The 12,612-nt window shown below is 67.4% G+C and carries 12 protein-coding genes; all 12 read right to left on the bottom strand.

Annotation, left to right across the window (positions count from 1 at the left end; translation table 11 throughout):
- Nucleotides 1-18 precede the first annotated feature (18 nt).
- Nucleotides 19-951, bottom strand: a complete 933-nt coding sequence (locus tag AC1D2E_RS02495) for a glutathione S-transferase family protein (protein ID WP_478195923.1) — start codon at nucleotides 949-951, stop codon at nucleotides 19-21.
- Entirely contained in the window at nucleotides 939-2,615 is a 1,677-nt protein-coding gene (locus AC1D2E_RS02490) for an isovaleryl-CoA dehydrogenase (protein WP_478195922.1), read from the bottom strand. The genes AC1D2E_RS02495 and AC1D2E_RS02490 overlap by 13 nt, the downstream gene beginning before the upstream one ends.
- A 168-nt stretch (nucleotides 2,616-2,783) precedes the next feature.
- Nucleotides 2,784-3,800 carry an NADP-dependent oxidoreductase gene (locus tag AC1D2E_RS02485; RefSeq protein ID WP_478195921.1) on the bottom strand — a complete coding sequence of 339 codons (1,017 nt, stop codon included), beginning with the start codon at nucleotides 3,798-3,800 and terminating at the stop codon, nucleotides 2,784-2,786.
- A 21-nt stretch (nucleotides 3,801-3,821) separates the two neighbouring features.
- Nucleotides 3,822-4,283 (bottom strand): PaaI family thioesterase, encoded by a 462-nt coding sequence (locus AC1D2E_RS02480; RefSeq protein ID WP_478164600.1) that lies wholly within the window; start codon nucleotides 4,281-4,283, stop codon nucleotides 3,822-3,824.
- Between the two features lies 1 nt (nucleotide 4,284).
- Complete coding sequence (locus AC1D2E_RS02475; protein WP_478195920.1) at nucleotides 4,285-5,079, bottom strand: SDR family oxidoreductase; 795 nt, start codon at nucleotides 5,077-5,079, stop codon at nucleotides 4,285-4,287.
- Between the two features lie 16 nt (nucleotides 5,080-5,095).
- Nucleotides 5,096-5,380 carry a Dabb family protein gene (locus AC1D2E_RS02470; protein ID WP_478195919.1) on the bottom strand — a complete coding sequence of 95 codons (285 nt, stop codon included), beginning with the start codon at nucleotides 5,378-5,380 and terminating at the stop codon, nucleotides 5,096-5,098.
- On the bottom strand, nucleotides 5,377-5,598 hold the full coding sequence (locus AC1D2E_RS02465) for a hypothetical protein (protein ID WP_478171629.1): 222 nt from the start codon (nucleotides 5,596-5,598) through the stop codon (nucleotides 5,377-5,379). Before AC1D2E_RS02465 ends, AC1D2E_RS02470 begins: the two co-directional genes overlap by 4 nt.
- Complete coding sequence (locus tag AC1D2E_RS02460; RefSeq protein ID WP_478195918.1) at nucleotides 5,598-7,430, bottom strand: acyl-CoA dehydrogenase; 1,833 nt, start codon at nucleotides 7,428-7,430, stop codon at nucleotides 5,598-5,600. The genes AC1D2E_RS02465 and AC1D2E_RS02460 overlap by 1 nt, the downstream gene beginning before the upstream one ends.
- Nucleotides 7,431-7,446: 16 nt before the next feature.
- The gene (locus tag AC1D2E_RS02455; protein ID WP_478195917.1) at nucleotides 7,447-7,644 is read right to left on the bottom strand and encodes a hotdog family protein; all 198 of its coding nucleotides are present in this window, start codon (nucleotides 7,642-7,644) and stop codon (nucleotides 7,447-7,449) included.
- A gap of 14 nt (nucleotides 7,645-7,658) precedes the next feature.
- Nucleotides 7,659-8,834, bottom strand: coding sequence for an acetyl-CoA C-acyltransferase (locus AC1D2E_RS02450; RefSeq protein ID WP_478195916.1), 1,176 nt, complete (start codon nucleotides 8,832-8,834; stop codon nucleotides 7,659-7,661).
- Nucleotides 8,835-8,862: 28 nt separating this feature from the next.
- Nucleotides 8,863-10,332 (bottom strand): M20 family peptidase, encoded by a 1,470-nt coding sequence (locus AC1D2E_RS02445; protein WP_478195915.1) that lies wholly within the window; start codon nucleotides 10,330-10,332, stop codon nucleotides 8,863-8,865.
- Between the two features lie 19 nt (nucleotides 10,333-10,351).
- A complete protein-coding gene (locus AC1D2E_RS02440; protein ID WP_478195914.1) occupies nucleotides 10,352-12,457 on the bottom strand; it encodes a 3-hydroxyacyl-CoA dehydrogenase NAD-binding domain-containing protein in 2,106 nt (701 codons plus the stop codon).
- Nucleotides 12,458-12,612: the final 155 nt, after the last annotated feature.

Here is a 12,612-nt window from a genome sequence, read left to right as displayed (position 1 = left end):
GGTCTGTCCCGCAAGGTATCAGGAAGCCTTCAGCACATACCCGATGCGCGGGAAATGCACATGCACCGTGCCGGCCCGCGGGTCGCTGCGGCGCAGCGTGTAGTGGGTGCGCGTGGCCGCGACCAGTTCGCCTTCGGTCGGCTCGGGGCCGAAGGCCTCGGGCGTGACCGTGACCCGCGCACCGAGCGCGATGCCGTGCTCGTCCTGGAAGGTGCTGTCGGCCAGCAGCGTGTGCGGCGTCGACGCGGCCGCCACCTCGATGGCGCGGGCGGCATCGAAGACCTCCGTCGTGCCGTGGCCGATGGCCGCCATGCGGTCCATCCAGTCACCCACCGCCGGCGTCAGCTGCAGGATGCCGGCCATCGAGGGCGTGCGCTTGCGGGTGAACCACAGCGGGTGGTAGCAGGCGAAGTCGGCCACCGTCGGAAATGCGCCGAGCAGGTAGTCGGTGTCGTCGAGCATGTCGGACAGTCGGCGCAGGTACGATTTGTAGGCCGCGGCGGCATCGGCCGGTCGCAGCCGCACCATGTTGGCGCTCATGGCGCGGCGATCGTCGGCAAAGGCCTTGGCCAGCTCGGGCGGCGCCTTGCCGAAGAGGTCGGCCGCGCCCTTCGCGCTGAAGCTGTAGGCCATCGCGGCCCAGAAGAGCGTGCTGTCGGCCCACTGCGCGACCAGGCGCGACAGGCCCTTGCCGGGCTCGGGATAGATCGACGGCAGCGGCACCAGGTGCTCGAGCACGTCGCAGATCAGCGYCGTGTCGCAATAGATGTCGGCGCCGATCTGCAGCACCGGCGTGCGGCGGTAGCCGCCCGTGAGCGCGACCAGATCGGGCTTCGGCGCGATCTGCGGAATGATCACGGACTTCCAGGCCAGCTTCTTGTAGCCGAGGATCAGACGCAGCTTTTCCGAGAAGGGCGAGGTCGCGTAGTGGTGAAGGATCAGGTCTGCCATGGGATCTTTCGAAGGTGGAGGGTCCACTGGGGCTGCGCGCGGGAAATGATCGCGTCGAGGTCGACGCCGGAACCAAGCGTACCGAAGGCATGGCCCCAATCGCCGCCCAGTCGCGAGGCGCAGAAGCCGCCGACCACCGCCGGCGGCGCGGTCTGCACCAGCAGCGCCGCCTGCACCGCCAGCGCCACGTCCTGCGCCAGCCGGCGCGCCTCGATCTCGGTCGCCATCGCCTCGATGCGCGCGGGCAGTGCGGCGGCCAGGCGGTCGAGCGCGGCGTCGCTGCCGCGCGCCGGTGCCAGTTCCTTCGCCAGCGCAGCCACCGCATCGCCCTTGCGCAGGCCCCGCAGCAGGTCGATCGCCATGATGTTTCCGGCGCCTTCCCAGATCGAGTTGAGCGGCATCTCGCGGTAGACCCGGGCCATCACGCCCTCGCCGCCCTCTTCGACATAGCCGTTGCCGCCGAGGCACTCCATGGCCTCCTGGGCGAAATGGCTGCCGCGCTTGCAGATCCAGAACTTCGCCACCGGCGTCAGCAGCCGGGCCATCGTGCGCTCGTGTTCGTCGCCGGGGTGATCGAAGGCACGCGCGAGGCGGATCGCCAGCGCGGTCGCGGCTTCGCTTTCGAGCGCCAGGTCGGCCAGCACGTTCTGCATCAGCGGCTGCGCGATCAGCGGCCGGCCGAACGCCTGCCGCTGCGCCGTGTGATTCAGCGCCAGGCTGAGGGCCTGCCGCATCAGCCCGCTGGTGCCGAGCGCGCAATCGAGCCGGGTCATGGTGCCCATCTCGAGGATCTGCGGCACGCCGCGGCCCTCCTCGCCGACCCGCCAGGCGCTGGCGCCATGGAACTCGACCTCGGAGCTGGCGTTGGCCTTGTTGCCGAGCTTGTCCTTCAGGCGCTGGATGCGGATCGCATTGCGGCTGCCGTCGGGCAGCACGCGCGGCAGGAAGAAGCAGGACAGCCCGGCCGGCGCCTGCGCGAGGATCAGGAAGGCGTCGCACATCGGCGCCGAGAAGAACCACTTGTGGCCCGTGATCTCGTAGCGCTCGCCCCAGCCGTCGCTGCCGGCGCGCACCGCCTGCGTGGTGTTGGCGCGGACGTCGGAGCCGCCCTGCTTCTCGGTCATGCCCATGCCCATCGTCACGCCGGGCTTGTCGCGCCAGGGCTTGAGCGCCGGGTCGTACCAGCGGCTCGCGAGTTTCGGCCCCCAGTCGGCGTACACGCCCGGGTTGCCGCGCAGCGCGGGCGTCACCGCGTAGCTCATGGAGATCGGGCACAGCATCGAGGGCTCGAGCTCGGTGAACAGCATGAAGCCGGCCGCGCGCTGCACATGGGGCGACTGCGACTCGCCGGCCCAGGGCGTGCCGTGCAGGCCGGCGCCGACCGCGGCCGCCATCAGCGCGTGGTAGCTCGGATGAAACTCGACCTCGTCGATCCGGCGGCCGAAGCGGTCGTGGGTGTGCAGCACCGGCGTGTGGATGTTGGCGAGCCGCGCATGGGTCTGCATCTCGACGCTGCCGATCTCGGCGCCGAGGCTCTGGAGCGGCGCCAGCTGCAGCTGCGGCGCGTTGTGCTTCAGCGCGTCGCGCAGCGGGCGGTTGGTTTCGAACAGGTTGTAGCCGGCGAGCGGCGCCGGCTGGTTGAAGACCTCGTGCGTGGTGTCCATGCTTGCCTCCTGTTCAGTTCAGTTTTCCACCAGGCGATCGCAGATCCGCGGCGCGTGAAACCGAAACAGCCCTCGCCCAGGGATACCGCGGAACTGGCTTTGCCAGGCCGCTGGTATCGCCCCCTTGAGGGGGAAGCGCCGCAGGCGCTTCGGGGGAGAGCTTTCATTTCAGATGAGCTTGACCAGTTGCTTGCCGAAATTCTTGCCCTTGAGCAGGCCGAGGAAGGCTTCGGGCGCCGATTCGATGCCCAGGGCGATCGACTCGCGCGGCCTGAGCTTGCCGCTGGCGACCAGCGCGCCCAATTCGGCCAACGCCTCGGGCCAGACTTCCATGTGCTCGCTGACGATGAAGCCCTCGAGCTTGAGCCGGTTGACCAGGAACAGCGCCGGATTGGCCAGCGGCAGCGGCTGGCCGTCGTAGCCGGCGATCATGCCGCACAGCGCGATCCGTGCAAAGGCGTTGGTGCGCAGCAGCACCGCATCGAAGATGTAGCCGCCGACGTTCTCGAAGTAGCCGTCGATGCCCTTCGGGCAGGCGTCCTTGAGTGCCGCGCTCATGCTCTTGACGTCGGGATGCTGGCGGTAGTCGATGCAGGCATCGAAGCCGAGTTCGTCGGTGACGTACTTGCACTTGTCGGGCCCGCCCGCGATGCCGACGACCCGGCAGCCGCGCGCCTTGGCCAGCGCACCGAATGCGCTGCCGACCGCGCCGCTGGCGGCCGTGATCACCACCGTCTCGCCGGCCTTCGGATTGATGATCTTCACCAGGCCGTACCAGGCCGTGACGCCCGGCATGCCGACCGCGCCCAGGTAGTGCGACAACGGCACGTGCGTGGTGTCGACCTTCTTGAGCGCGCCGGGCTGCGAGGCATCGACCACGCTGTACTCCTGCCAGCCGCCGAAGCCGACCACCTTGTCGCCCACGGCGTATTTGGGATGCCTGCTCTCGACCACCTCGCCGGCCGTGCCGCCCTGCATCACCTGGCCCAGCGGTTGCGGCTGGGCGTAGCTCTTGGCGTCGTTCATGCGGCCGCGCATGTAGGGGTCGAGGCTCATGTAGTGGTGGCGCACCAGCACCTGGTTGTCCTTCAGCGGCGGCGTCTCGGTGCTGACGAGCTTGAAGTTGCTGGCGACGGCTTCGCCCTCCGGGCGGTTGTCGAGAATCTGTTGTCTGTTGGTGGGCATGAAGGTCTCCGGGGAAAAGGGTCAGTCGGTCGAAGGCGGGCGCATCGCGTTGGCGCTGGCCGGCCCCGTGGGCAGGCGGCGCTTCACGTACTTGAAGGTACCGGTGGCGTGGGCACAGACGCGTTCCTGAGCGTCGTAGATCTTCGCCTCGGTGAAGCCCATCGTCGCGGTACGGTGCAGCAGGGTGCCGCGCGCGATCAGCGGGCCGACCGAAGGCGCCATGAAGGTGGTCTTCATCTCGATCGTGACGACGCCGATCTCCGGCGTCTCGCTGCGCGCGGCGGCGGCCATCGCGATGTCGAGCATCGTCATGACGGCGCCGCCGTGCGTCACGTCGAAGGTGTTCAGGTGCTCGGGCTTCGCGGTGTAGCGCAGCTCGGATTCGCCGCCCTCGAATTTGGTGATCTCGAAGCCGAGATGGCGCGCGAACGGGATGCGGTCCGTGTAGGAGCGAAGGTTGATGCTGTCGTCGGAGTCAGTCATTTCAGGCGCCAAGAACGACGCTCACGCCACCGTCGATGGCCAGCCACTGGCCCGTGATGTGCTTGCCGGCATCGCTCGCGTACAGCAGCGTGATGCCCTTCAGGTCCTCGTCGTCGCCGAGCCGGCCGAGCGGCGCGTGCGAGGCCATCTTTTCCTCGCCGATCGACTTGATCAGGCCCGCCGCCATCTTGGTCATGAAGAAGCCCGGGCAGATCGCGTTGACGTTGATGTTGTACTTGCCCCATTCGGCCGCCAGGGTGTGGGTGAAGCCGATCACCGCGCTCTTGGAGGTGTTGTAGGCCAGGGTCTGCATCTCGGGCGGATTGCCGTTGAGGCCTGCGATCGAGGCGATGTTGATGATCCGGCCGGCCTTCTTCGGGATCATGTAGGCGCGTGCGACCTGCTGCGCCAGGATGAAATAGCCGCGCACATTGAGATTCATGACCTTGTCCCAGGCCTCGACCGGGTGGTCCTCGGCCGGGGCGCCCCAGCTGGCACCGGCGTTGTTGACCAGGATATCGATCGCGCCCATGCGCTCGAGCGTCTGGGTGGCGAGGCGGCGGGTGTCCTCCTCCTTCGAGCAGTCGGCCGCGATCCAGCGGGTGTCGATGCCGGCCGCCTGCAGCTCGGCCGTCGCCTCCTCGAGGTCGTCGGCCTTGCGCGAGCTCAGCATGATCCTCGCGCCGGCCTCGCCGAGCGCATGCGCCATCTGCAGGCCCAGGCCACGGGAGCCGCCGGTGATCAGTGCGGTCTTGCCGCCGAGGTCGAAAAGTTGCTGGACGGTTCGTGCAGTCATGGTGTCTCCGGGGAATTCAGGGTGTTGGGTAGTCGAGCACGCTGCGCGCCTCGCGCAGGCTGCCAAGGTAAGCCGAGACCTCGACGTGCTTCGGGTGCTCGAGGTAGTCCTTGAGCGCCGCCTCGTCGTCGAAGGCCGAGCACAGCACGACATCGCAATTCGCCTCGAGGCCCGGCGTGCGCACCGCCACCTCGAACTGGCGCATGCCTGGCACCAGGCCCTGGCAGGTGTCGAGCCTGGCCTTGAAGGCAGCGGCGTCCTTGGGGTTCTTGAGCTTCCACATCACGATGTGCTTGATCATGGCGAGTCCTTGCTGTCCTTGAGTCGGGAACGAACGTAGATGAGCACGGTGCCGACCACCACCAGCACCGCGCCGGGAACTGCCATGGCCCAGCCGAGCGCTTCCTCGGTGCGGCCCGTCGCGATGCCGAGAATGATGGCGAAGAGGCCGCCGTAGATCAGGATCCAGATCCATTTCTCCAGCGTCGCATGCGGCTTCGTCTGTGGCGTGCCGGGCATCAGAAGGCCTCCTCGGGCAGCGCGGCGCAGGTCGGATCGCGGCGCTCGACCACGTTGAGCCAGGCGCCGATCTTGGGCAGCTCGTAGTGAAAGAAGAAATCGGTGGCGCCGACACGCCCGGCGGTGGCGGGCGATGCCTTGGCCGCATCGCGCTCCAGCGCGCGCTGTGCGACATCGAGCCAGATCCAGGCCAGCACCACGTGGCCGAAGGCCTGCATGTAGGGCACCGCATTGGCCAGCGCCTCCTGCGGATTGCCGGTCGCCCAGGCCTTCTTGGTCGCCGTGCCGATGCGCTGCAGGGCCTCGCCGAGCGCCTCGGCATGCGCCGCCAGCGCCGGTACCTTGGCGGCACGCGCCATCGTCGTGGCGATGCGTCCGGCCAGCAGTTGCAGGCCGCGTCCGTCCTCCATCAGCACCTTGCGCCCGAGCAGGTCGGCCGCCTGGATGCCGTGCGTGCCCTCGTGGATCATGTTGAGCCGGTTGTCGCGCCAGTACTGCTCGACCGGGAAGTCGCGCGTGTAGCCGTAGCCGCCATGGATCTGGATCGCCAGCGAATTGGCTTCCAGGCACCACTCGCTGGGCCAGCTCTTGGCGATCGGGGTCAGCACTTCGAGCAGCAGCCGGGCGTCGTCGGCCGCCTGCGCGTCGCCGGTCTTCTGCTCGTCGACCAGCCGGGCGCAATAGAGCTCGAGCGCCAGCGCGCCTTCGCAATACGCCTTCTGCGCCAGCAGCATGCGGCGCACGTCGGCGTGCTCGATGATGCGCACCTGCGGCTTGGCCGAATCCTTGCCGGCCGGGCCCGCGGGCCGGCCCTGGGGCCGGTTCTTTGCATACTCGAGCGAGGCGAAGTAGCCTGCCATGCCGAGCATCGTGGCCGCCGTGCCGACGCCGATGCGGGCCTCGTTCATCATGTGGAACATGCAGAACAGGCCCTTCCCGGGCTGGCCGACCAGGTAGCCCACGGCGCCGGCCTTGCCGCCGACCGGGAACTTGCCTTCGCCGAAATTGAGCAGCGTGTTGGTGGTGCCGCGCCAGCCCAGCTTGTGGTTCAGGCCGGCCAGCGCGACGTCGTTTCGCTCGCCGGTCAATTGCCCGTCGGTGCCGACCATCTTCTTCGGCACGATGAACAGCGAGATGCCGCGCGTGCCCGGAATCAGTTTGCCGTTCTCGTCGGGGATCTTGGCCAGCACGATGTGGACGATGTTCTCGGTCAGCTCGTGGTCGCCGGCCGAGATCCACATCTTGTTGCCGGTGAGCCGGTAGCGTGGGCCCAGCGGGTCGCCCTGGAAGTCGGCACCGTCGGGCACGGCCCGCGTGGCGACGTCGCTGAGGCTGGAGCCGGCCTGCGGCTCCGACAGGCACATGGTGCCCGACCAGCGGCCGGCGAACTCGTTCTTCGCGAACACCTCCTTCTGCATCTCGGTGCCGTGCACCATCAGCAGGTTGGCGTTGCCGCTGGTGAGCATGTTCGCACCGATGCTGACCGAGGCCATCGCGAAGAAGCTGTTGGCCGCCGCCGACAAGGTGTAGGGCAGCTGCATGCCGCCGATGTCGTAGTCCTGGGCCGCGCTCAGCATGCCCGATTCGACGAAGGCCTTGTGGGCGTCGTGCGTGGCCTGCGGCAGGATCACCTTTTCGCCGTCGAAGTGCGGCTCCTGGGTGTCGACGATGCGGTTGTTCGGCGCGTACTTCTCGCGTGCGATGCGCTCGCAGGTGTCGAGCACGGCGTCGAAGGTCTCGCGCGAATGGTCGGCGAAGCGCTCGCGTTCGGCGAGCGACTCGGCGTGGAGCCAGTCGTAGAGAAGAAAGTCGAGGGTGGGACGAAGGCTCATGGAGAGGATCGCTGGGCTAGGGGTTGGATTTCGATTCTGCCGCAGCATCCGGTGCCGACGGCAGATGTGCAATGGTGCCCTGGGCGAGCGCACAGAGCTTCTCTTCGCCGTCCTTGACCGTGAAGACCTCGCAGGTACAGGCCGCCTGCGGGCGGCCGACATGCACCGCCCGGGCGCCAGCGATCAGATACTCGCCGACCGCCGGGCGGCGCATGCGGGGCTCCCGCGTCAGAGGACTTCGAACACGCCGGCCGCGCCCATGCCGCCGCCGATGCACATCGTGACGACCACCTTCTTGGCGCCGCGGCGCTTGCCTTCGATCAGCGCATGGCCGGTGAGCCGCTGGCCGCTGACGCCGTAGGGGTGGCCGACCGCGATCGCACCACCATCGACGTTCAGCCGGTCGCCCGGGATGCCGAGCTTGTCGCGGCAGTAGATCACCTGCACCGCGAAGGCTTCGTTGAGTTCCCACAGGTCGATGTCGCCGACCTTCAGACCGAGGCGGTTCAGCACCTTCGGGATCGCGAAGACCGGGCCGATGCCCATTTCGTCGGGCTCRCAGCCCGCGACTGCGAAGCCGAGGAAGCGGCCGATCGGCTTCAGGCCCTTCTGCTCGGCGTACTTCTCGTCGACGATCACGCAGGCGCCGCCGCCATCGGAGAACTGACTGGCATTGCCAGCCGAGATCAGGCCACCGGGGATCGCCGGACGGATGCCGCTGATGCCTTCCTTGGTGGTGCGGGCACGGATGCCTTCATCGTTCTCGATCGTGACTTCCTTGGTGCGCAGGCCCAGCACCGCATCGGCCACGCCGGCCAGCACGGTGATCGGCGCGATCTCGTCCTTGAAGCGGCCGGCTTCGAGCGCGGCCGTGGCCTTCTGCTGGCTGGCGGCGCCGTATTCGTCCATCACGTCGCGGCCGATGTTGTAGCGCTTGGCGACCTGCTCGGCGGTCTGCAGCATGTTCCAGTAGATCTCGGGCTTGTGCTTGACCAGCCAGGGGTCGGCCAGCATGTGCTTGTTGGCCTCGTTCTGCACGCAGGAGATGCTCTCGACGCCGCCGGCCACATAGACCTCGCCCTCGCCCGCGATGATGCGCTGGGCGGCCGTGGCGATGGTCTGCAGGCCCGACGAGCAGAAGCGGTTGATGGTCATGCCCGAGGTCGTGATCGGGAGGCCGGCGCGCAGTGCGATCTGGCGCGCGATGTTCGAGCCGGTGGCGCCTTCGGGTGTCGCGCAGCCCATGATCACGTCGTCGACCGAGGCCGGATCGATGCCGGCGCGCTGCACGGCATGCTGCACCGCGTGGCCGCCGAGCGTGGCGCCGTGCGTCATGTTGAAGGCACCCTTCCAGCTCTTGGCGAGCGGCGTGCGGGCGGTGGAGACGATGACGGCGCGGGTCATGGTGAGGTCCTTTGAGAAAGAATGAGGCTTACTGGGGCTGTTGCGTGTTGCGCAGCAGCTGCTGATAGAACTGGATCATCTCGCCGTAGTTCGAGATCGACAGGCGCTCGTTGGTGCCGTGGAAGCGCGGCAGGTCTTCGGCCTTGGCGCGGAACGGCGAGAAGCGATACACCGAATCGCTCACCAGGCTGAAATGGCGTGAATCGGTGGCGGCCGTCATGAGGCCCGGCGCGACGACCGCATCGGGGAAGCTCTGGCGCACCGCGTGTTCGATCGAGCGATAACCCGTGCTGTCGGTCGGCGAGACCGGCGACGGTTCGGAATTGCCCGGATAGCGCTTGACCTGGATCGCGTCGTCGCCGAGCGCGCTCTTCAGGTGCTTCTCGACGCTGTCGATGCTGTCGCCCGGAAGGATGCGGAAGTTGACCGCGGCCTCGGCGCGGCCCGGCAGCACATTGTCCTTGTTGCCGGCCCGCACGATGGTCAGCGCGGTGGTGGTGCGCAGCATCGCGTTGCTGCTCGGGCTCTTCTCGAGCTGGCCCTGCACCAGCGGCCCGGTGAGCCACAGGTTGGACAGCATCACGCGGTTGAGGCCGCTCATCTCGGGCGCCAGGGTCCCGAACATCTGCGCCGCCACACCCTGGATGCCACCCGGCATCGGAGTCGCCTCGAGCCGTGCCAGCGCCGCGCTCATGCGTCCGATCGCACTGTGCTGCGGCGGCATCGACGAATGGCCGGGCGCCGTGTCGAGCGAGAGGAAGAAGGTGCCGTAGCCCTTCTCGGCCAGGCCGATCAGCGCGGCGGGCTTCGACAGGCCCGGCAGCACGCCGTCGAGCACCAGCAGGCCCTCGTCGAGCACCCAGTCGAGGCGAACGCCGCGCGACTTGAGCAGTTCGGCGATCGGCAGCGCGCCACGCAGGCCGCTGACCTCCTCGTCGTCGCCCATCACGAGATAGACGGTCTGCGTCGGCTTGAATCCTTGCGCGATCAGCAGCTCGATGGCTTCCATCTGCGCGAACAGGTTGCCCTTGTTGTCGAGCGTGCCGCGGCCCCAGACGAAGCCATCTTGAATGGCGCCGCCGAAGGGGTCGACCGACCAGGCCTTCTCGGTGCCCGGCGCGATCGGCACCATGTCCTGGTGCGCCATCAGCGCGATCGGCTTGGCGGCGGGGTCGCTGCCGGCCCAGGTGTAGAGCAGCGCCTTCTGGCCCACCACCTCTTTCCTGAGCGTGGCGTGGACCTTGGGGAACTGCTCGGCCAGGTAGGCATGCAGCTTGTCGAACTCGACGTCGTTGCCGCTCGGGTTGTCGAGGCTGGACACCGTGCGCAACGGGATCGCGCCGGCCAGCCGCTTGGCCGCTGCCTGCACATCGATCGCCAGTTTGGGCGCCGGCGCCACGCCGAGCTGCCGCGACGGCGTGCGCCAGGTATTGACCGCCACGGCCGCCGCCAGCACCAGCAGCACCAGCAGCAACGCCAGGAATACGCGTTTCACCATGAGCGGTCGCCTTCCTTCTTCAGCTGAAGCTCTTGCCTTCGGCCACCAGCTTCTGGATCAGCGCGGCCGGCTGCCAGAACTTCGCATCGTCGTGCGGATTCTTCGCGAAGCGCTTCATCGACTCGGCCACGTTGAAGAGGCCGACTTGCGATGCGTAGTGCATCGGGCCTCCGCGCCAGATCGGGAAGCCGTAGCCCGTGAGGTAGACCATGTCGATGTCGCCCGATTTCGAGGCAATGCCGTCCTCGAGGATGTGCGCGCCTTCGTTGACCAGCGCATAGACCAGGCGCTGCACGATTTCCTCGTCGGAGATCTTGCGCGGCGTGATGCCGAGTTCATTGCGGTGGTCCTCGATCATCCTGTTGACCAGCTCCGAGGGGATCGCATCGCGCTTGCCGGCCTGGTAGTCGTACCACCCGGCCCCGGTCTTCTGTCCGAAGCGGCCCAGTTCGCACAGCTTGTCGGCGGTACGGCTGTACTTCATGTCGGCGACTTCGGTCGCGCGGCGCTTGCGGATCGCCCAGCCGATGTCGTTGCCGGCCAGGTCGCCCATGCGGAACGGACCCATCGCGAAGCCGAACTTCTCGATCGCGCGGTCGACCTGCTGCGGCGTCGCGCCCTCGTCGAGCAGGAAGCCCGCCTGGCGCGAGTACTGCTCGATCATGCGGTTGCCGATGAAGCCGTCGCAAACGCCCGAGACCACCGCGGTCTTCTTGATCTTCTTGGCCGTCGACATCACGGTGGCCAGCACGTCCTTGGCGGTCTGCTTGCCGCGCACCACTTCGAGCAGCTTCATGACGTTGGCCGGACTGAAGAAGTGCATGCCGACCACGTCCTGCGGACGCTTCGTGAAAGCCGCGATCTTGTCGACGTCCAGGGTCGAGGTGTTGGAGGCCAGGATGGCGCCGGGCTTGGCCACGCGGTCGAGTTCCTTGAACACCTTCTCCTTGACGCCCAGTTCCTCGAACACGGCCTCGATGACCAGGTCGACGTCTTTCAGGTCGTCGTAGCTCAGCGTGGTGCTCAGCAAGGCCATGCGCTGCTCGTACTTGTCCTGCTTGAGCTTGCCCTTCTTGACCTGGGCCTCGTAGTTCTTCTTGATCGTGGCGATGCCGCGGTCGAGCGCCTCCTGTTGCATCTCGAGGATCCTGACCGGGATGCCGGCGTTCAGGAAATTCATCGAGATGCCGCCGCCCATGGTGCCGGCGCCGATCACGCCGACCGACTTGATGGCGCGCTGCGGCGTGTCTTCAGGCACGTCGGGGATGCGCGAGGCAGCACGTTCGGCCATGAACAGGTGGCGCAGCGCCGCCGATTCAGGCGTGAACATCAGCGCGGTGAAGAGGCGGCGCTCCTCGGCCATGCCGTCGTCGAACTTCATCCGGGTGGCGGCCTGCACGGCGTCGACGCACTTGAGCGGCGCCGGGTAGTTCTTCGACATGCCGCCGACCATGTTCCTGGCGAACTGGAAGTAGGCGTCGCCCTGCGGATGCTTGCACGGCAGGTTGCGCACCAGCGGCAGCGCATCGCCGGTCTTGGCGGCCACCGACTTGGCGAATTCGAGCGCTTCGTCGAACAGGGATTCGGCCGATGCCGAGAGCTTGTCGAACAGCTTCTGGCCGGGCAGCGAAGCCAGCAGTTCGCTCTTGACGGCCTCGCCGCTGACGATCATGTTGAGCGCGGTCTCCACGCCCAGCACGCGCGGCAGGCGCTGCGTGCCGCCGGCGCCGGGCAGGAGACCCAGCTTGACTTCGGGCAGCGCGATGCTGGTGCCGGGTGCCGCCACGCGGTAGTGGCAGCCCAGGGCCAGTTCGAGACCACCGCCCATGCAGACGGAATGGATCGCCGCGACGATCGGCTTGGTCGAGGCTTCGAGCGCCAGAATGACGCTCAGCAGATTGGGCTCCTGCAGCGCCTTGGGCGTGCCGAACTCCTTGATGTCGGCGCCGCCCGAGAAGGCCTTGCCCTCGCCGGTGATGACGATCGACTTGACGGCCGGGTCGTCGATGGCCTTGGAAAGACCGTCGGTGATGCCGACGCGGGTCGAGAACCCGAGGCCATTGACCGGGGGATTGTTCAGGGTGATCACGGCGACGTCGCCGAGCACTTTGTATTCAGCCGTCATGCTGCGTTCCTTTGGGATGGGAGAGGATCGAAAAAAACGGGTTCGGGGCCATGGTGCGATCAGGCACCAGGACCCCGTTCACAAAAAGCACGAGTGTTCTTTTTTATCGAATTCTAGGCGTTTCGAGCGACCGGGCAACCACGCCAAGTCGCTGC

It is taken from the genome of Variovorax sp. P1_H2 (assembly GCF_056405295.1).
This window is presented reverse-complemented; position numbering and strand designations above follow the sequence as displayed.